This is a genomic window from Amycolatopsis sp. VS8301801F10, assembly GCF_046195355.1.
GTDB lineage: Bacteria > Actinomycetota > Actinomycetes > Mycobacteriales > Pseudonocardiaceae > Amycolatopsis.
Genome location: NZ_CP176065.1, coordinates 1,679,012 through 1,697,334 on the forward strand (window position 1 = coordinate 1,679,012; position 18,323 = coordinate 1,697,334).

Genomic DNA, 18,323 nt, shown 5'->3' on the forward strand with positions numbered 1-18,323 from the left:
GCAGGACTAAAGCTCCAGGACGGCGGGCCCGCGGTCGACGCAGATCCGCACTCGCCCGCCGTCTTCGGCCGCCACCTCGCAGGTGCCGCAGAAGCCCTGCCGGCACGAGTACGGCACGTCCGGCAGCGCCTCGCGTACCACGTCGAGCGTGGAGCGGTCGGCGGGCACGTCGAGGGTGAGTCCGCTGCGGCGCAGGACCACCTGGAACGGTTCGCCGTCCACGATGGGCGGCGGCGAGAACCGTTCAAAGTAGACCGCGGCGGCGCTCGTGCGGGCGAGGTCGACGCGGACGCCGGTGATCATCGGCACCGGGCCGCAGCAGTACACCGAGGCGCCGGCGGGCATTTCCTCCAGCAATTCCGCGCCGGACGCCGGAATGCCGAACTCCGTGTCCGGCCGGATCCGCACCCGCTCGGCGGGGAGTTCGTCGAGAAACGGCATCGACTCCCGAGACCGTCCGGTGTAGACCAGCCGCCAATCCGCGCCGTTCGCCTCCGCGCGAAGGACCATCGGCAGGATCGGCGTGATCCCGATGCCGCCCGCGACGAAGTGGTACGCGGGCGCGGTGACGAACGGGAAAGCGTTGCGCGGTCCGCGTACTGTCACGCGGGTTCCGGCGGTGAGCGAGTGCACTTCAGCGGACGCGGAACCGATGCGCCGCACGGCAATCCGGTAGTGCGAAAGGTCGGCTGGCGAACCGCACAGCGAGTATTGCCGCACCATTCCGGAAGGCAGCAGCAAGTCGAGATGCGCGCCGGGACGCCAAGCAGGGAGCGGATTTCCGTCCGGACGCACGAGCTTAAGACTCACGACGCCGTCAGCCTCGGAGCGCACGGCGTCGACGACCAGCGGAAGGCGACGGTCGACCTCCCGCACCGGAGGACGTCGTCGGCCGGAAACCTCGGCCAGCCTTCGATAAGCCGCGCCGACCGCGACCAAAGTGGACATCAGCCGGTCGCGCCTGCCGCTGCCGTCGAGCCGGGGCGGGAACTGCGGCGCGGTCATCGCGGTGCGTCGGCGGCCTGGGCCGCGGGTGAACTCGCCAGGTACGCCACCGCCTGGTCGGTGTCGCCGGTTTCGGTGGGGTGATAGGACTTCCGGAAGTACGGCCGGATTTCGCGCAGCAGCTCGCGCGGTCCGGGCAGCAGCCCCTGGCGAGCGGCGCGCCGGTAGGCCCGCCAGCTGGTGCGGCCAGGCCGCGTCGGGTCGTTCTTCATCAGGAATCGCGTGCCTCGCAGGAAAAACCACGCCAGCACCGGCGTCACCACGAGCATCGAGCGCACTCGCCGGCCGTAACGTCCGTCGAGGTGGCAGAACAGGTCGTAGGCGACCGATCGGTGCTCGACTTCCTCCGCGCCGTGCCAGCGAAGGAGATCCAGCATCGTCTCGTCGGCACCGGCCGCGTCGAGTTCCTTCGCGTCGAGAATCCACTGGCCGAGAAACGCCGTGTAGTGCTCGATCGCGGCGATCAGCGCGAGCCGTTCGATCAGCCATTCCCGGCTCGCTCCGGGCCGGTCGCCGAGCAGCCGCCGGAACATCCACTCCATCTGCGCGATGTACGGCCGCACCGAAATCCCGGCGGACTCCAGGTGTTCGGCCGCGCCGTCGTGCGCCTGCGCGTGCATCGCCTCCTGGCCGATGAACCCGAGCACGTCCTCCTTGAGCCGCTCGTCGCGGATCAGCGGGACGGCCTGCTTGAACACCTCGACGAACCAGCGTTCGCCCTCGGGCAGCGCCAGGTGCAGCACGTTGATGCTGTGCGTGGCCTGCGGCTGCCCGGGAATCCAGTGCATCGGCAGCTTCGACCAGTCGAACTCCACGTCGCGCGCGTGGAGCACGATCTGTTCGTGGTCGGCACTCATGACCGGCCGCTCAGCTCGTAGTCGCTCGGCTCGACGCGCCGCGTCTCCAGCCAGTACCGCCACGTGAAGCCAGGCCAGATCGTCCGGTTGACGCCCTTCGCGTCGAGGTACCAGCTCTTGCAGCCGCCCTGGGTCCACACGCCCTTGACGAGCTTTTCCTGGATCTGCCGCTGGAATTCGTCCTGCACCGACGGCCGCACGTCCAGTGCCGCCGCGCCGCGGGAATCGGCCAGCCGGATCGCGTCGACCACGTAGCGGGACTGCGATTCGATCATGAACACCACGGAATTGTGGCCGAGCGCGGTGTTCGGGCCGAGCAGGAAGAACAGGTTCGGGAACCCGGAAACGGTGATCCCCTTGTGCGTCTGGATCCCTTCGGTGGCCCAGGTTTTCGCGAGATCGCGGCCGCCGACGCCGGTGATGTCGAGGTACTCCAGCGCGTCGGTCACCTTGAAGCCGGTGCCGTAGATGATCGCGTCGACCTCGTGCTCGACCCCGGCGGTGTCGACGATGCTGTGCGCGCGGACCTCGGCGACCCCGTCGGTGACGACGTCGACGTTCGGCCGGTCCAGCGCGGGGAAATAGTCATTCGACAGCAGGACGCGTTTGCAGCCCATCGTGTAGTCGGGCGTGACTTTCCGGCGCAGCGCGGGGTCTTTGATGCCCTTCGCGATGTGCCTGCGCGCGAGGATTTCGGCGGCCTGCATGAGTTTCGGATGTCCGTTGAACCCGATCGCGCGGGATTCGAGCATCCAGTACAACGCGTTGCGGTACAGCCGCTGGGTGCCCGGGACGCGCTTGAAGAGTTGCCGGGCCCAGCCCGGCATCGCGTGGTCCGGCTTCGGCATGATCCACGGCGGCGTGCGCTGGAACAGCGTCAGTTCGCCGACCTCGGGCGCGATCTTCGGCACGAACTGCACCGCGCTCGCGCCGGTGCCGATCACCGCGACCCGCTTGCCCTTGAGGTCGAACTCGTGGTTCCACTGCGCCGAATGCCAGGTCTGGCCCTTGAACTTGGAGATCCCGGGCAGTTTCGGGATCTGCGGGATGTGCAGTCCGCCGACGCCGGCGACGAGGAACTGCGCGGAGAACTCCGTGCCGCCCTTGGTTTCCACCGTCCAGCGGCGTTCGCCCTCGTCCCAGTGCGCGCCGGTGATCTCGGTGCCGAACCGGATCTTCTCCCGCAGCCGGTACTTGTCGGCGACGCCCTTGAGGTAGTCGAAGATCTCCGGCTGCGGCGAGAACGACCGGCTCCAGTCCGGGTTCTGCGCGTAGGAGAACGAGTACATGTGCGACTGCACGTCGCACGCGCAGCCCGGGTACGAGTTGTCCCGCCAGGTGCCGCCGACCTCGTCGGCCTTCTCCAGGATCACGTAGTCCCGGATGCCCGCTTTTTCGAGCTGGATCGCCTGGCCGAGCCCGGAAAACCCGGTGCCCACGATCACGACCTTGAACCGCTCGGTCATCTTGTCGGCCTCCGCTGCGCTGGGGGTCTGGCAGCGTTGATGTTACCTCAGGTAACAGTTACTCGAAAGTACTTCCTACTCGTCAGTACCGCTCGGCAGCCGGTAGACCACCAGCGTCTGCTCCGGACGCTCGGCCACGTGGAACGCGGCGTGCGTCGCGGTGACCACGCCGAGCCGGGGGTGCCGAAAGCGCTTCTGACCTGCGTGGCTGAATTGGATTTCGTAGTGCGGCCACCACCGGCGCACCTCCGGGCTCGCCTCGGTCAACTCGGTCACGAGCCGGGTCACGCGGGGGTGGTCGGGATGCCGTCCGGCGATCGCGCGCAGCCGGGCCAGGATGTTGCGCGCCTCCTGCTCCCAGTCGACGAGGATCTCGCGGGCCGCGGGCTCGGTGAACATCCAGCGGACGACGTTCGCGCCCGGTTCGATGTTCTGGAACAGCTCCGCGGCGGCGTCGTTGTACGCGAGCAGGTCGTAACAGATTCCGGTGACGTACGCGGGGTTGTCGCCCAGCATCGCCGGGACTCCCGCGACCTCGGGTGCGGCCTCTTCGGGCGCGTCCTCGGGCGTCGCGCCGCCGTCGGCGAGCCGGCGCAGGTGCTCCTGTTCGGCGCTGGTCAGCCGCAGCGCCCGGGCCAGCGCGTCGAGCACCTGGTCGGACGGGCGGACGTCGCGGCCCTGCTCGAGGTAGGTGAGCCAGGTGGCGCTGATTCCGGCCAGCAAGGCCAGCTCTTCGCGGCGCAATCCGGGCGTGCGGCGGCGTCCGGTGACCGGCAGGCCGGCGTCGGCCGGGGAGATTCGCTCACGGCGGCTGCGCAGGAAGGTGCCCAGTTCGACGCTCACCCTAGAACCTCCAGTACCAGAATAACGCGATTCTGGATACCAGCTTAACGGCGCACCAGGCTGGTCGTATGCGAGCTTGGACTGTTGACGCAGAAGGCCTGCGCCTCTCGGAAGTGCCCGAACCCGCGCTGCGGGGCGGCGGCGTAATCGTGGAGGTGCTCGCCTCGCACCTCCCGGCTTATACGAAGGCGGTGGTGACGGGCGGGCGTGGCGGCCTTCCGCTTCCGCTGATTCTCGGCCCCTCGTGCATTGGCCGCGTGACCGCCGTCGCGCCGGACGTCTTCCATGTCGCGCCCGGCGACCTCGTGCTGGACACGGCGCTGCTCAACGCGGGCGACGGCGACGAGATCCTGGTCGGCTGGGTCGGCCTCGGCGCTTCCGGCGGCAACGAGCGCACGGATCGCATGCGGGAGGTGTGGCGTAACGGTGCCTTCGCCGAGAAAGCATTGTGCGCCAAGGAAACGATGGTCAAACTGCCCGGGGCCGAGGATTACCCGGACCCGGCGCGGCTGGCGTTTCTGCCGTGGCTCTGCGTTGCCGCCGCGGGTTTGCACACCGCGGGTCCGCTGGCCGGACGCGACGTCGCGGTGCTCGGCGCGACCGGGCAGATGGGCGGTGCCGCGGTACTGCTGGCGCTGGCCGAGGGCGCGGCGACGGTGACCGCGGTCGGCCGCAACCAGGCGGCGCTGGACCGGCTGGCCGAACTCGATTCGCGGGTGCGTACCCACCAGCTGACCGGCGATCGCGCGACGGACGCGGCGGCGATCGGCCCGGTGGACGTCGCCCTCGACGCTCTCGGTGCCACCCCGACGGCGGACGCGACCATGGCCGCCTACGACAGCCTGCGAGTGCGCGGCACCCTGGTGCTCGTCGGCGGCGTACGCCAGGACTTGACCATCCCGTACGGCGAATTCATGCACCGCAGGCTCACCCTGCGCGGCTCGTGGATGAGCGACGACGAAACGGTGCGGACGGTGTGGAACCTGGTCCGCTCGGGCGTGCTGGACCTTTCCGCGGTCGAGCTGCTGAAGACGGGCTTGACCGACCCGGACTCCGCCCTCGACCTGGCGGAACGCACTTCGGGGCTGAGCTTCGTGGCCCTGGTGCCCTAGTAAGTGCCGCCGAGTTTCGAGTGGTCCCAGCTCGCGATCTTCGTCGGACGCAGGATAAGCCCGACCCGCTTCGGGGCCTGCCGTTCGATGAAGGTCCGCAGTTCGTCGGGCACCGGCGCGCCCGGTTCGGCCCCGGAGTAGCGCATCATCAGCGCGATCCCCATGGCCGTGACCTGCTCGGTGTCCTCGACGAACTCGACGTCCGCCTCGAAGGAAAGCCCGCGCAGCTGCTCATACGTTTCGCCGCTTTCGATCAGCACGGTCGCCTCGGGCAGCCGGCGCAGGTTTTTCGCCTTCTGCGAGGTGCCATAGGTCCACGTCGCGACCCCGCCCTCGTGCGGGTAGTACCAGAGGGGGGCGAGGTGCGGCCTGCCGTTCGGGCCGATCGAGGCCACGTTGATGACCTTCTGCCCGGCCAGGTAGGCCTGCACCTCGTCCGGGGTCATCCGGATCTGATCGCGACGGGACATGGCGCTCCTCAGCTGCGTTTGGTGGCCGCGCGTCCGCCGTGGCCGTTGACCGACGACTCGAACGCGCCGCGTTCCTCGACGTCCTTCAGCGCGGCCCGGTCCGCCGCCGGCACCCGCGTCCGCGCGCCCAGTTCGACGATCGGCGGCAGGAACGAACGCAGCAGCTTCAGGCCGCCGACCCAGCGTGGCACGTGGATCGTCCGGGCGCGGCGCAGAATCCCGGCCTCCAGGTCGTCGAGCGCGACGTCCAGCGGGTAAGTCTTGCCGAGCAGACCCGGCATCCCGGCGCGCAGCTTGCCGAACACCGGGTGCGCGTCGGCGCTTTCGACCAGGTCGGTGCGGATCCAGGTCGGGTGCGCGACGCCGACCCTCACGCCGAGGTGCGCGACTTCCGCGCGGAGGCTGTTGCAGAACGCCTCGACGCCCGCCTTCGCGGCGGCGTAGTTCGCCATGCCGGGCGCGTGCGTGATCGCGGCGAGCGAGGAGATGCCGAGCAGATAGCCGCGTCGTTCGATGACGTGCGGCATCGTCACGCGGAACGTGCGCCACACGCCGAGCAGGTCGACCTCGATCACGCGCTCGAACGCGGCGCGGTCCACCGACCGCACGAATCCGGCGGTCGCGATGCCCGCGTTGGCGATGACGATGTCGATGCCGCCGAAGTGCTCGACCACGCCCGCGGTGACGCGCTCGAGGTCGTCCCAGCTGGTCACGTCGGCTTCCCAGGACTTCGCGTTCGGCCCGATCCGCTTGGCGACCGCTTCCTGTTCGTCGGCTTCCAGCCCGACGAGCGCGACCTTGGCTCCGCGCGCGGCGAGCCGCTCGGCCAGGCCGGCTCCGATCCCGCGAGCGGCTCCGGTGATGAGCACGACCTTGCCGTCGACCTGCTTCTGCTGAGCCACGGTGCCCTCCTGAGCCGGTTTTCGCCTGTCCGGAGGGCACCGTACAACAACCTACCCGCAGTAAGCTACTCCTCGGTAAGTATCAGTTCGACGCTTCGCCCAAAGCGGTGAGTTCGGCGTCGGTCAGGTTCAGCTCGACCGAGGCGAGCAGATCGACCAGCTGTTCCGGGGTGCGGGCGCTGGCGATCGGCGCGGCGACGGTCGGCTGCTGCCGGAGCCAAGCGAGCGCGACACTGGCCACCGAGGCCTGGTGCGCGGCGGCCACCTCGTCCAGCGCGGCGAGCACGCGTTCGCCCCGCGCGTCGAGGTATTCCAGCGCCCGCGGAGCACGCGGCGAGTCGCCCGGCTCGTCCTTCGAACGGTACTTGCCGGTGAGGAATCCCTTGGCCAGCCCGAAATACGGCAGCGTGACCAGGTTCTCGCGGGCGACGAGCGGGGCCAGTTCGCGCTCGTAATCCCGTTCGACCAGGTTGTAATGCGGTTGCAGGGCGACGTAGCGGGCGAGGCCGTTCTGGTCCGAAATGGACAGTGCGGCGGAGAGCCGGTCCGGTTCGTAGTTGGACGCCGCGATGTAGCGGACCTTGCCGTCCCGGACGAGCTGGTCGAACGCGCCGAGGGTCTCTTCGAGCGGAGTGTCGAGATCGTCCTTGTGCGCGTAGTACAGGTCGATGTGGTCGGTTCGCAGGCGGCGCAACGATTCTTCGACCGCCTCGGCGATGTTCTTCGCGGCGAGGCCGGGTCGCTGCTCCCCCGCGCCGACCTTGGTGGCGATGACGATGTCGTCGCGGCGGCCGCGCTTGGCGAGCCAGTTGCCGATGATCGTCTCGGAACCGCCTCCGCCGCCGTAGGTGTTGGCGGTGTCGAGGAAGTTGCCGCCGGCCGCGGTGTACGCGTCGAGAACAGCGAATGACGTGGGTTCGTCCGCGGTGTGGCCGAAGACGTTGCAGCCGAGGTTGAGGCCGTGGATATCCAGTTCCGTAGTGCCGAGCTTCGTCATGCTTTCGAACCTAATCCGGCCGGGGCGGGAGGAAAACCGGGTTCTCGCGCGTTGGGCGGGACATGGCTATCGAATTGGGCAAGCTAGGCGTGTGGCGGATGTCGGCTCAGGTGGACGGCGCGTTCGCGGCCGAGGTGGAGAAACTGGGCTACGGCACGATCTGGCTCGGCGGTTCGCCCGGCGGCGACCTGGCGATCGTCGACGAGGTGCTGGACGCGACCGAACGGATCAAGGTCGCCACCGGGATCGTCAACATCTGGGCTGTCTCGGCCGAGGACGTCGCGCGCGCGTTCCACCGGATCGAGGGAAAACACCCGGGACGGTTCCTGCTCGGCGTCGGCGCGGGCCACCGCGAGCACACGCAGGAGTACCGGAAGCCGTACGCGGCGCTGGTCGACTACCTCGACGCGCTCGACGCGGCGGGGGTGCCGAAGGAGTCGCGCGCGCTGGCCGCGCTCGGCCCGAAGGTGCTCGAACTCGCCCGCGACCGCACCGCGGCCGCGCACCCGTACCTGACCACCCCCGAGCACACCCGGTCCGCGCGGGAACTCCTCGGCTCGGCGGCGCTGCTCGCGCCCGAGCAGAAGGTCGTCTTCGACACCGATCCGGAGCGGGCGCGCGAGACCGGCCGCAAGACGGTGCAGTTCTATCTCGGCCTGTCGAACTACACCGCCAACCTGCGCAAGCACGGCTTCTCCGAGGAGGACGTCGCCGGGAAGGGCAGCGACCGCCTGATCGACGCGCTGGCCGTCCACGGCGACGCGAAAGCGCTGGCCAACGGCCTGCAGGCGCACCTCGACGCGGGAGCCGGGCACGTCAGCGTGCAGTCGCTGGACGAGGATCCGTTCCCTGCCTACCGGGCAATCGCGGCCGAGCTGCTCTGAATCGCTCCAGTCGGTTTCGTCTCGTGTGAGGTAGGACCGGTCGCCCCGGCCGGTCCACCTCGTACGATGCCGCTGTAGAAGCCAGTCGTCTCGAGGAGGAACCGATGCCCATCGCCACCCCCGAGGTGTACGCGGAGATGCTCGACCGGGCGAAGAAGGACGAATTCGCCTACCCGGCCATCAACGTGACCTCGTCGGAAACCGTGAACGCCGCGATCCGCGGGTTCGCCGAGGCGGAGAGCGACGGGATCATCCAGTTCTCCACCGGCGGCGCGGAGTTCGCGTCCGGGCAAAAGGTGAAGGACATGGTCACCGGCGCGACCGCGCTGGCCGAGTTCGCCCAGGTGGTGGCGGCGAAGTACGACGTCAACGTCGCGCTGCACACCGACCACTGCCCGAAGGACAAGCTGGACGGCTTCGTCCGCCCGCTGATCGAGATCTCCGCCGAACGCGTCCGCGGCGGCGGCCTGCCCCTGTTCCAGTCCCACATGTGGGACGGTTCGGCGATCGACCTGGACGAGAACCTGCAGATCGCGCAGGAACTGCTCGCCAAGGCCGCGGCGGCGAAGATCATCCTCGAGGTCGAAATCGGCGTCGTCGGCGGCGAGGAAGACGGCGTCGCGAACGACATCAACGAGAAGCTGTACACGGCCGAGGGCGACTTCGTGAAGACCGTCGACGCGCTCGGCGCCGGCGAGAAGGGCCGCTACCTGCTGGCCGCGACCTTCGGCAACGTGCACGGCGTGTACAAGCCGGGCAACGTGCAGCTGCGCCCGGACGTGCTCAAGCGCGGCCAGGAAGTGGTCTCGGAGAAGCTCGGCCTGCCGTCCGGCTCGAAGCCCTTCGAACTGGTCTTCCACGGCGGCTCGGGCTCGCTCCCGGAGGAAATCCGCGAGGCGGTGTCCTACGGCGTGGTGAAGATGAACGTGGACACCGACACTCAGTACGCGTTCACCCGCCCGATCGCGGACCACTTCTTCAAGAACTACGACGGCGTGCTGAAGATCGACGGCGAGGTCGGCAACAAGAAGGTCTACGACCCGCGCAGCTACCTGAAGGCCGCCGAAGCGGGCATGGCGGCCCGGGTGGTGGAGGCTTCGCAGGCCCTGGGCTCGGCGGGCAAGAAGCTGGGCTGACGGGGTTTGTTGGGGAGGCCGTCTCGATCTGTGATCGGGGCGGCCTTCCTGCTTTGTTTAGGTGAGAGGGATTGGCCGGGCAAGGAGAAGCTCGATGAGATCGCGGGCAAGCGGCTGGCGACCCGCCTCCGTGATCTGCCTGGCGGCAGTCGCCGTTCTGGCGTGGTCTTTGCCCGCGTGCGGTGCGGGCGGAGCCGGAATGGAACCGACGATCACCCTGGAACAGGCCAACCAGAAGGTTGAGGAGTACTCGAAGAAGGCACGCGAAGCGCTGCCCGCCGAGGCTCGGTACTCGTTGTTCGCGTCGGAGCAGCGAGGCGATTGCACCGATCCAAGCGACAACGGCCCCAAGAACAGGGTTCTCGCCAGCCGTACTTACCGAGTCGAGGGGTTGGCAAAGGACAAGATTCCCGCGTATTTCGCCGCTCTTCGCACCTGGTGGCAGAACCACAACTTTCGCGTGCTCGACAACAATCCTCCGAACGAGTACCTCTGGGTCGAGAACAACGCGGACAGTTTTCGCATGACGCTTGAAGCGAATCCTCAGGGTGGATTGTTTCTTACCAGCACCTCGCCCTGTGTCTGGCCGAATGGGACGCCGACCCCCCGGTTGACGGCTCCTCGCCGCATCGGTTGGCTGGACCGGGACGAGGGAGGAACTCCATGACCTACACCGGAGTGGTGACCACCGGCGGCCCCGCGGACGTGCGCGAGACCACCGGCCTGATCATCTCGAAAGTCTCCGTCGGGACGATCGACAACAACGCGTACCTGCTGCGTTGCCGCGCCACCGGAGAACAACTGCTGATCGACGCGGCGGCCGACCCGCAAACGCTGCTCGCCCTGGTCGGCGACGGCGGTCTCGCGTCGATCGTGACGACGCACCAGCATTGGGACCACTGGATCGCCCTGGAGGAAGTCGCCGAGGCGACCGGCGCTCGTACCTACGCGGGCCGCGACGACATCGACGGGATCAAGGCCCGCATCGACGTTCCGGTGGACGATGGCGACATCATCCGCGTCGGCGAGGTCGAATTGACGGCTCGGAATCTCGTCGGTCATTCGCCGGGCAGCATCGCGCTCGTTTACCGGGACCCGGAAGGCATTCCGCATCTCTTCACCGGCGATTCGCTGTTCCCGGGCGGGATCGGAAACACGGAGAAGGACCCGGCTCGGTTCGCGTCGTTGCTCAAGGACGTGGAGGAGAAGCTCTTCGGCGAGCTGCCGGACGAGACGTGGTTCTATCCCGGACACGGCGGGGATTCCACGCTGGGGGCGGAACGGCCGAAGCTTCCCGAGTGGCGCGAACGAGGCTGGTGAGCGGGTCGTGCGGCCCGCTCACCAATTCGTCACCGAAAGGACTGCCGGGAATTCCTCGGTGAAGCCATCCGTCCGGTGCCGAGGCAGGTCGAGCACGATTCCCTCTGTCGTCCGTGTCCACGGCAGCGGCCGGGAAGGCCCGCCCCGCAAGCGGATTCGGGACCGGCCGGTGATGGGCACATCACCCGGCACGAGAAGCCGGCCGTCCGGCCAGTGGAGCGGGATCAGGTGGAACGCGCCCCGCGTCCGCGTGTAGCAAAGATCGCCGTCCATCGCTCGAATCCACGGGGTCGCACCGTAGATCGCGCGGCCGTTGATGCGCAGCCAGCGGCCCATGTCCAGCAGCCGCGAACTCATCCAGTCCGCGATCGTGCCGTCCTCTCGCGGGCCGATGTTCAGCAGCAGGTTTCCGTTCTTGCTGACGACTTCCGCGAGCAGCCGGAGCAACTGCACCGAGGATTTGATCTTCGCCGGATCCTCGTTTTCGTTGTAGCCCCAGGACTTTCCGATATTCAGGCAGGCTTCCCACGGATCCGGGCGCAGGACGTACTTCTTGTTGTCCCCTTCCACGGTCGCGAAATCCGCGTGCGAGGCCTCGAAGCGGTCGTTTGCCAGTACGCTCTTCGGGCGGGGGCGGTCGGCGGCGTTCCGGTAGTAATAGGACAGGATTTCGTCGCTGCGCCAATTCCATGTCTTCGGGCGGAAGATCGGGCCGCCGCCGAAGTCGTGGTAGCCCTGGCCGTCTGCCCACAGGAGGTCCGGATCGTACTGGTCGATCAGGGTTTTCAGGTGCGCGTGCTCGTATTGGGTCACGTAGTCGGCGACCGGGCGATACCCGGTGTAGGGGATTTCCGTGCCGGTGTAAGGGTTTCTCGGCGCGGTGCCGAGCGCGGGGCTGTAGAACTCGCCCAATGAGTAGTAGAGACCGCGTTTGAGGCGGGAGTGTTCGGCGGCCGAGAAGAGTTCGCCGACCAGGTCGCGGCCGGGGCCGAGGCGGACGGAATTGCGGTCGGATGCGGTGTTGCGGAACAGCTGGAAACCGTCGTGGTGCTTGGAAGTCAGCACGAAATACCGGGCTCCGGCTTGCTCGAACAGGCGCACCCAGGAGTGCGGGTCGTAGCGGCGGGCGGTGAAGCGCGGGATGAACTGGTCGTAGGCGAAATCCGCGCCATAGGTTTTCAGGTGGTGGTCACGGGTTCCGGTTCCGCGCGCAGGATCCGTGACGTTCATGGCGTACAGGTACCATTCCGCGGCGTGTTTGGCGTCGCCCCAAGCCGCGGCTGAATAAGCGCCCCAGTGAATGAAAATGCCGAATTTGGCGGAGGGGTACCAAGGCGTGGCGACGGGGGTGGCTCGGGCCTGGGTCGCGGTGAGTCCGAGCAGTCCAGCGGCACCCGCCGCGGCGAGCACGCCTCGGCGGCTGATTCCTGCCTGGTCCATGACGCATCCACTCCCGTCGCGGCGGCGGTCATCAGATGTCTTGGCCTTTCAGGGGTACCAGGTCGCCGAACGGCTGGCAAGCATCCTGTCTGGTCAAGACAGGTGTTCACATGCATGAACGCGCGGGTTGGCCGATTGACTTCCGCGGAATGGCTTTCTTATGGTCGAGCGAATACATCAGATCTCTTGAAGGTGGCGGCCATGGGTGGGGAAACCAGTCGGCGGACGGCGTTGCGCGGCGGGGTCGCCCTCGCGGCACTGGCCGCCACGGCGGGGACCGCGTTCGCTGACCCGAAGCCGGGTCGGCGGTTGCCGTTCCTGCTCGACATGGTCCAGAACAATCCCGGCGAACCGCTGTTTTCCAGCCGCTTCAACGATCCCGTGACGTTGAAAAGCTACGGCTACGACGGTCAGGTGATCAACGAGTTCACCCCGCCGCAGACCGCGATCACCTTCGAGACGTTCGACGAACGCGTTTTCCCCGCTGGATCACCGGGTCGTGCGTGGGTGGAAGCCACCGCGAAGAAGATCGACGCACACCTCGCGCGAGCGCACGCGGCGGGTATCGCGGCGTATTTCTTCACCGACCTCATCGTCCTGCCGAAACGCCTGGTCGAACTCTACGGCGACCAAATACTCGACAGCAAAGGCAGAATCAGCCTCGACCGTCCGCTCACCCAGGAAATCCACCGGCTGATGCTGCGCGAGATCTGCGCGCGTTTCCCCGGCCTGGACGGAATTGTCGTACGCACCGGTGAGACTTACCTGCAGAACGTGCCGTTCCACACCGGAAACAACCCGATCACCAACGGTGCCGCGAGTCACCTGACCCTGCTCGGCATCCTGCGCGACGAGCTGTGCGTACGCGCAGGCAAACGGGTCTTCTACCGCACTTGGTCCACCGGCAGCGACAAGCTGACCAGCGACCCCGCCTTCTACCGGCAGGTGACCGACCAGGTCGAAACGCACGAAAACCTGGTCTTCTCGATCAAGCACACCGAGAAGGACTTCTGGCGGACCATTCCGTTCAACCGCACCATCGGCGTCGGCAAACACCGGCAGATCGTCGAAGTGGAATGCCAGCGCGAGTACGAGGGCAAGGGCGCGTTCCCGAATTACGTGATCGACGGCGTAGTAAACGGTTTCGAGGAATTCCGCACGCAGCCGCGCACTGGCCCGATCGGGCTTGCCGAAGTGGTCGGCAACCCCATCATCGCCGGAATCTGGACCTGGTCCCGCGGCGGCGGTTGGCGCGGGCCGTATCTGCAGAACGAATTGTGGTGCGACCTCAACACCTGGGTAATCGCCCGCTGGACCCGCGACACTGGCCTCGGCGAGGAAGGCGCGTTCACCGAATACGCGACGACGCGGCTCGGCTTGCGCGGCGACCAAATCCGCCGCTTCCGTCGGCTGGCGTTGCTTTCCGCGGCCGCCGTGCTGCGCGGACACTACAGCGTGGTGCACCCGATGAACAGGCTGATGTGGACCCGCGACCAGTTCCTCGGCGGCTCCGACAAGGATTTGACCAGCGATTACGCCGCGATCGTCGCCGCCGGACGCGTCGAAGGCGTGCTAGCGGAGAAAGCCGCGGCGGCCCGGATGTGGGACGAAATTGTCGCGCTGTCCGGCACGCTCCCGCTGCGCGACCACGCCGACCGGACGTACCTGCGAGTGTCCGCGCGCTACGGCCAATCCTGGCACCGCGTCGTACACCACGGCTGGGAAGTAATGCTGCGCGGGTACGCCGGCGGATCCGACAAAGCCGCGATGCGCTACCACCTCGCCCGTTACGACGCGGAATGGCAACGCTGGCAACGACTTGCCAAGACCGAACCCTCCTGCGCGACGCTGTACCAGCCATACAGCTTCGGCCCGAAAGGCCCAGACGGGCTGTACAACGCCGACCCGGACCACGGCCTCAAGCCGGCCACCGACTATTACCGCCGCCTTCTGTCCAGTTAGGACTTAACGGTCGCCCACCAGAGAAAGTCCCGCGCGCGAGTTGCGGCGACGAGCCGCTGCCGGTTCCGCAGCTCGCGTTTTTCTTGCTCCGTGGCGGGGTCCTCCGAAGCGGCGGGCACGAAGTCCACCACCAGCACCGCACGGAAGTCGAGCCCCTTCGCCTTGTGCACGGTTCCCGCGTACAGCCGGTCGCCGGTCTCGCCGGTGTACTGTTCGATCGGCCGGGTGGCGACGCCAGCCGAGTCCAGCAGCTTCCGGCACTTGGCAGCATCCTTGTTGCTGAACGTGATCAGCGCGCTCTCGCCGTGCGGAATGTCGAGGTCTCGCACAGTGGCGGCCAATGCGTCCGAAAGCTCGGATTCGGTGCCTTCCCAAGACTTCGCGATCCCGCCGTCGTTGACTGCCGCCGCGTCGCGCAGTGCGACCCCGGCCGCTCCGTCGAGGTCGTCGACCTCGTTGAGCGCCACGATCCGCCGGGCGAAATCCAGAATGCCGGTCCGGTTGCGGTAGTTGACTTTGAGCACCTCGCCGCGACCCTGAATGGGAATTCCGGCGTCGGAAAGCCGCCAGCCGCCTGGGTAGACCTGCTGCTGCCCGTCACCGACGAGCAACAGCTGGTTCGGCCCGTCTCCGGCGATCGCCAGAAGCAGCCGCAGGCCGGTCAGCGTCATGTCCTGCACTTCGTCGACGACGACGGCGGCGTAGGGCTCTTCGAGCGGTCGCTGCTCGAGCTCTTCCAGCGCTCGGGTCAGCAGATCGTCGAAGTCGTGCGCATTTCGCTCTTGGAGATTCTTCTGGTAGTCGAGATAGACTTGCCAGACCGTCGCGCGCTGACGGGCGTCGAGGCGTCGCCGCCGGCCGCGCCGGATCACCCGCTGATACTCGGCGAGGGTCTTGACGCCTCTGCCCTTGATCACCCGGTGCACCTCGTCCGCCCAGTAGTTCGGCACCTCGTCTTGAAGCTCGGCGCGGTGTGCCTTCCAGGCGCGATTGAACGCGGTTTCGAACGAGATGTTCAGCCGAATTCCCCTGCTGGCGAGGAACGCATTCGCCCACGAGTGCAGGCTGACGAACTGCGCCCGATCCGCCATCTCCGGGGCAAGCCGGCGAAAGGCGGTCTCGCTCGCTGGCGGCAAATTCCGCACGAACGTGGTGAACAACAACGGGCCGGTGCTCCGTCGTCCTGCGTGCCGAAGCCGATGCAACGCCACCACGGTCTTCCCCGTGCCTGCCGGGCCGCTGATCCGGGCCGGGCCGCCGTAGTTGCGGGTCGCCAGCGCCGCCTGGTCCGGGTGCAGGAACGTCATCCAGGTGTCGAACGGCCGTTCCACCGCCGCGGTCAGCTCGTTCTCGGTGACGCTTTCCGCGGAGAGCAGCTCAAAAGTTTCCGCTTTCGCGGCGGGCAGCTCGATGCTCGGCCAGTCGTACCCGTCCAGCAGCGGCCGCAGCTGATCGGCGATCCGCGCTGCTTGTTTCGTGGTCAGATGCACTGCGTCGCGCCGGAAAAGCCGATCGAGCCGGGAAGCGGGAAGCGCCCAGAACGGCCCGGCGTCGCGCGGTCCGGCCGGGGAATCCGGAGCGCCGATCACGACCGGGGTGACCGCGCTCGCGGCGACGCGCCGGTCGCCCGGAAGCGACAACGCGGCGAACTGTTCGTCGACCTGCCGCAGCACCGCCTGCATCGTCGCGGCATCCGGCGCTGGATCAGCGACAACAATGGCGAACACCCCGACTCGGCCGATCAGGTAGGCGTCCGCGGCCGGTGCCGGTCCGGTGCGCACCGCGAGCTGCCAGCCTTCGGCGGTGCGAGCGACCAGCTCGGTAAAAACGTTGCGCGGCAAGGACGCCAGCCTGGGATACCGCTCCGCCACCAGGTTCGCGGCAAGCTGTCGCTTCCGGGCATGCGAACTGAGCGCCACGGAACCCCCTCCCCGAGGTCACTGCTGGTATCCGCAGTATTCCGGAAAGGAATCAACGCGGGGAGGCCATGGCCGGGAATCACTCGAATGGCAGCCCCGTTACGCCGCGGCAACCCGCCGCGAAGCCCACCATTCCTTCGCCGGACCAGCCCCAGCCCACAACCCGAACACCGCCACCACCGCGACCAACGCCGTCCAATAAGCCACCGGCGGAGCCGATTCCGTCGGCTGATCCCCGAGCAGCCAAGGCCGCAACTGCGACTGCACCCAGAACGCGCCATACCCGAGCGCCGTCACCAAAACCGCGCCCGTCAGCGCGGGACGCGGCAGGAGGAAGGCCAAGTCCACCGCGATCCCGACAGCCAGCAGATAGAACGGCACGGTCGACACCGGGAAGCCCAGCGCGAGCAGCAGCGGCCACATCACGCCGCGGTAGGCGACGTACGCTCCGGCCACGGTCAGCGCGGCCCAGCGCTTGCCGACGGTTTTCCGGGCCAGCACGAGGATCAGCGCCGACACGCCGATGCCCCACAGCGGGTACACCCACTCCGGGATCGGCATCGTGAAGTGCAGCACCGCGGCCCGGTCGACCGGGTGGCCGATCTGGTTGGCGGCGAACGACAGCAGCGTCGGCTCGGCCTCGGGCGTGCCGCGTTCCCAGGCCCGCAGACCGAGGATGCCGTACTCCTGCTGCCCGTTCGGGAAGAAGGTGTTCTCGAGGAAGAACGCCCACAGCGCGAGCAGCACCCCGGTGCGGAAGCGGCCCGGCGGGGACAGCCGCAGCCAGCCGAGCAGGACGCCTGCCTGCATGATGCCCGTGCCGAAGTACAGCATCATGTGCGACGGGCTCCACGCGGTCAGGTCGAGGCCGTTCACGCGGTGGTTGATCACGTCGAGCGGCGCGGCGACCAGGAACACGATTAGCCCGGCCTGCATGAGCCGCAGCGAGCGCCGGTCGCAGCCGAGGCCGGTGTAGCTGTGGATCGCCACCAGCACGACGATGATCACCGTGCCGACGGTGTTGATCAGGTGCGGCGGGGCGAGGTCGTCGCGCAGCCACTTGAAGTGCCACGACATGTCCCACGACGACCCGACGAGCTTGAACGCGAACGCGGTCAGCCACATGCCGTAACAGAACCGCAGCACCCACGCCGGGGTCGGTGCTCCCGGTGCGCCGCGGTGCCAGTGCGTCGCGAAGAAAAGCCTGGTCTTGCCTACGGGTCCGCGCGGGACCGCGGGGCCGGCGACGCCTTCAACCGCCTTCGTCATAGGCGCCATCATTCCCTGCCGCAAGTGGACGCGGCGGGACAAGGGGCGAAAACCGGGGTTCACCCCTACGGGTGGCGGACTTGCCCGGGCGCGGCCCGGCACGGCAAGGTGTCGGCCCATGATGCCGAAACGAGCTGTCGCCGCCGTGCTGATCGCAGCACTCGTTCTGGCCGGCGGAGGCGTGCTGACCAGCCTGTTCCTCTGACCCGAGGACATCGTGGGCACAATGGCGGCATGACGCACAACCTGCTGGGCCCCGAGCCCACGCTGCTGCCCGAGCACACCGAAGCGCAGGCCGCGCTCGACTCCGGGACGGACCCGTCCGCCGTGGCCGCCGAACACCCCGACTACAGCGAGGCCTGGGCCGCGCTCGCCGAACGCGCGCTCGCCGACGGCGAGACCGTCGCCGCGTACGCCTACGCCCGCACCGGCTACCACCGCGGCCTCGACCAGCTCCGCCGCGCCGGCTGGAAGGGCTTCGGCCCGGTGCCGTGGGCGCACCGGCCGAACCAGGGTTTCCTGCGCGCGCTCGCCGCGCTCGGCACCGCCGCGGGCCGCATCGGCGAGTCCGAGGAGCACGAGCGCTGCAAGACCTTCCTCGCCGACTCCGACCCGGCCGCGGCCGAGGCGACCGGACTGAAGTGACGCGGGCCTGCCGGTCGCGCCCCGCCGAAAACCCGGGCGCGACCGGCAGGTTGCCCACCTTCGGGTGACAGCTAGAGGTGTTCGCAATTGGTGACA

17 protein-coding genes are annotated in these 18,323 nt (G+C 68.0%); 7 read left to right on the forward strand and 10 right to left on the reverse strand.

Annotation, left to right across the window (positions count from 1 at the left end):
- Positions 1–6 precede the first annotated feature (6 nt).
- From F9C11_RS08105 to F9C11_RS08120, 4 genes are all read right to left on the reverse strand, one after another.
- Complete coding sequence (locus F9C11_RS08105) at positions 7–1,005, reverse strand: PDR/VanB family oxidoreductase (RefSeq protein WP_409184267.1); 999 nt, start codon at positions 1,003–1,005, stop codon at positions 7–9.
- Complete coding sequence (locus F9C11_RS08110; protein ID WP_409184268.1) at positions 1,002–1,862, reverse strand: metal-dependent hydrolase; 861 nt, start codon at positions 1,860–1,862, stop codon at positions 1,002–1,004. Before F9C11_RS08110 ends, F9C11_RS08105 begins: the two co-directional genes overlap by 4 nt.
- Complete coding sequence (locus F9C11_RS08115) at positions 1,859–3,328, reverse strand: flavin-containing monooxygenase (RefSeq protein ID WP_409184269.1); 1,470 nt, start codon at positions 3,326–3,328, stop codon at positions 1,859–1,861. The genes F9C11_RS08110 and F9C11_RS08115 overlap by 4 nt, the downstream gene beginning before the upstream one ends.
- 75 nt (positions 3,329–3,403) lie before the next feature.
- Entirely contained in the window at positions 3,404–4,171 is a 768-nt protein-coding gene (locus F9C11_RS08120; RefSeq protein ID WP_409184270.1) for a helix-turn-helix transcriptional regulator, read from the reverse strand.
- A 68-nt stretch (positions 4,172–4,239) separates the two neighbouring features.
- Between F9C11_RS08120 and F9C11_RS08125 the strand changes: the two genes are divergently transcribed.
- Complete coding sequence (locus tag F9C11_RS08125; RefSeq protein ID WP_409184271.1) at positions 4,240–5,283, forward strand: zinc-binding dehydrogenase; 1,044 nt, start codon at positions 4,240–4,242, stop codon at positions 5,281–5,283.
- On the opposite strand, the gene F9C11_RS08130 is transcribed toward F9C11_RS08125, so the two are convergent.
- The 3 genes from F9C11_RS08130 to F9C11_RS08140 form a co-directional block, all read right to left on the reverse strand.
- Positions 5,280–5,753 (reverse strand): pyridoxamine 5'-phosphate oxidase family protein, encoded by a 474-nt coding sequence (locus F9C11_RS08130; RefSeq protein ID WP_409184272.1) that lies wholly within the window; start codon positions 5,751–5,753, stop codon positions 5,280–5,282. The genes F9C11_RS08125 and F9C11_RS08130 overlap by 4 nt on opposite strands.
- 8 nt (positions 5,754–5,761) lie before the next feature.
- Positions 5,762–6,655, reverse strand: coding sequence for an SDR family oxidoreductase (locus F9C11_RS08135; protein WP_409184273.1), 894 nt, complete (start codon positions 6,653–6,655; stop codon positions 5,762–5,764).
- An 82-nt stretch (positions 6,656–6,737) separates the two neighbouring features.
- Positions 6,738–7,652, reverse strand: coding sequence for an aldo/keto reductase (locus tag F9C11_RS08140; RefSeq protein ID WP_409184274.1), 915 nt, complete (start codon positions 7,650–7,652; stop codon positions 6,738–6,740).
- A 62-nt stretch (positions 7,653–7,714) separates the two neighbouring features.
- Between F9C11_RS08140 and F9C11_RS08145 the strand changes: the two genes are divergently transcribed.
- From F9C11_RS08145 to F9C11_RS08160, 4 genes are all read left to right on the forward strand, one after another.
- Complete coding sequence (locus F9C11_RS08145; protein WP_409184275.1) at positions 7,715–8,536, forward strand: LLM class F420-dependent oxidoreductase; 822 nt, start codon at positions 7,715–7,717, stop codon at positions 8,534–8,536.
- 104 nt (positions 8,537–8,640) lie between these two features.
- The gene (gene fbaA, locus F9C11_RS08150) at positions 8,641–9,672 is read left to right on the forward strand and encodes a class II fructose-bisphosphate aldolase (RefSeq protein WP_409184276.1); all 1,032 of its coding nucleotides are present in this window, start codon (positions 8,641–8,643) and stop codon (positions 9,670–9,672) included.
- Between the two features lie 199 nt (positions 9,673–9,871).
- Complete coding sequence (locus F9C11_RS08155; RefSeq protein WP_409184277.1) at positions 9,872–10,339, forward strand: hypothetical protein; 468 nt, start codon at positions 9,872–9,874, stop codon at positions 10,337–10,339.
- Positions 10,336–10,992: an MBL fold metallo-hydrolase gene (locus F9C11_RS08160; protein ID WP_409184278.1), complete on the forward strand. Its 657-nt coding sequence runs from the start codon at positions 10,336–10,338 to the stop codon at positions 10,990–10,992. The genes F9C11_RS08155 and F9C11_RS08160 overlap by 4 nt, the downstream gene beginning before the upstream one ends.
- Before the next feature lie 18 nt (positions 10,993–11,010).
- Here the strand turns inward: F9C11_RS08160 and F9C11_RS08165 are convergent, their stop codons facing one another.
- Positions 11,011–12,432, reverse strand: coding sequence for an alpha-L-fucosidase (locus tag F9C11_RS08165; RefSeq protein ID WP_409184279.1), 1,422 nt, complete (start codon positions 12,430–12,432; stop codon positions 11,011–11,013).
- Positions 12,433–12,633: 201 nt separating this feature from the next.
- Here F9C11_RS08165 and F9C11_RS08170 point away from each other — a divergent pair, with 201 nt between their 5' ends.
- Entirely contained in the window at positions 12,634–14,394 is a 1,761-nt protein-coding gene (locus F9C11_RS08170) for a hypothetical protein (RefSeq protein WP_409184281.1), read from the forward strand.
- Here F9C11_RS08170 and F9C11_RS08175 read toward each other — a convergent pair.
- Positions 14,391–16,313: a UvrD-helicase domain-containing protein gene (locus F9C11_RS08175; protein ID WP_409184282.1), complete on the reverse strand. Its 1,923-nt coding sequence runs from the start codon at positions 16,311–16,313 to the stop codon at positions 14,391–14,393. The genes F9C11_RS08170 and F9C11_RS08175 overlap by 4 nt on opposite strands.
- Positions 16,314–16,412: 99 nt before the next feature.
- The gene (locus F9C11_RS08180) at positions 16,413–17,582 is read right to left on the reverse strand and encodes a hypothetical protein (protein ID WP_409184283.1); all 1,170 of its coding nucleotides are present in this window, start codon (positions 17,580–17,582) and stop codon (positions 16,413–16,415) included.
- A 234-nt stretch (positions 17,583–17,816) separates the two neighbouring features.
- Between F9C11_RS08180 and F9C11_RS08185 the strand changes: the two genes are divergently transcribed.
- Positions 17,817–18,227, forward strand: coding sequence for a DUF3151 domain-containing protein (locus tag F9C11_RS08185; RefSeq protein ID WP_409184284.1), 411 nt, complete (start codon positions 17,817–17,819; stop codon positions 18,225–18,227).
- The last annotated feature ends 96 nt before the right edge of the window (positions 18,228–18,323 follow it).

What these genes read in the sequence shown, in the direction of transcription:
- F9C11_RS08180 (WP_409184283.1), bottom strand. Translation starts at nt 17,582, where the DNA reads ATGACGAAGGCGGTTGAAGGCGTCGCCGGCCCCGCGGTCCCGCGCGGA.
- F9C11_RS08185 (WP_409184284.1), top strand. Translation starts at nt 17,817, where the DNA reads ATGACGCACAACCTGCTGGGCCCCGAGCCCACGCTGCTGCCCGAGCAC.
- F9C11_RS08170 (WP_409184281.1), top strand. Translation starts at nt 12,634, where the DNA reads ATGGGTGGGGAAACCAGTCGGCGGACGGCGTTGCGCGGCGGGGTCGCC.
- F9C11_RS08115 (WP_409184269.1), bottom strand. Translation starts at nt 3,328, where the DNA reads ATGACCGAGCGGTTCAAGGTCGTGATCGTGGGCACCGGGTTTTCCGGG.
- F9C11_RS08165 (WP_409184279.1), bottom strand. Translation starts at nt 12,432, where the DNA reads ATGGACCAGGCAGGAATCAGCCGCCGAGGCGTGCTCGCCGCGGCGGGT.
- F9C11_RS08130 (WP_409184272.1), bottom strand. Translation starts at nt 5,753, where the DNA reads ATGTCCCGTCGCGATCAGATCCGGATGACCCCGGACGAGGTGCAGGCC.
- fbaA (WP_409184276.1), top strand. Translation starts at nt 8,641, where the DNA reads ATGCCCATCGCCACCCCCGAGGTGTACGCGGAGATGCTCGACCGGGCG.
- F9C11_RS08145 (WP_409184275.1), top strand. Translation starts at nt 7,715, where the DNA reads ATGGCTATCGAATTGGGCAAGCTAGGCGTGTGGCGGATGTCGGCTCAG.
- F9C11_RS08125 (WP_409184271.1), top strand. Translation starts at nt 4,240, where the DNA reads ATGCGAGCTTGGACTGTTGACGCAGAAGGCCTGCGCCTCTCGGAAGTG.
- F9C11_RS08155 (WP_409184277.1), top strand. Translation starts at nt 9,872, where the DNA reads ATGGAACCGACGATCACCCTGGAACAGGCCAACCAGAAGGTTGAGGAG.
- F9C11_RS08105 (WP_409184267.1), bottom strand. Translation starts at nt 1,005, where the DNA reads ATGACCGCGCCGCAGTTCCCGCCCCGGCTCGACGGCAGCGGCAGGCGC.
- F9C11_RS08160 (WP_409184278.1), top strand. Translation starts at nt 10,336, where the DNA reads ATGACCTACACCGGAGTGGTGACCACCGGCGGCCCCGCGGACGTGCGC.
- F9C11_RS08110 (WP_409184268.1), bottom strand. Translation starts at nt 1,862, where the DNA reads ATGAGTGCCGACCACGAACAGATCGTGCTCCACGCGCGCGACGTGGAG.
- F9C11_RS08140 (WP_409184274.1), bottom strand. Translation starts at nt 7,652, where the DNA reads ATGACGAAGCTCGGCACTACGGAACTGGATATCCACGGCCTCAACCTC.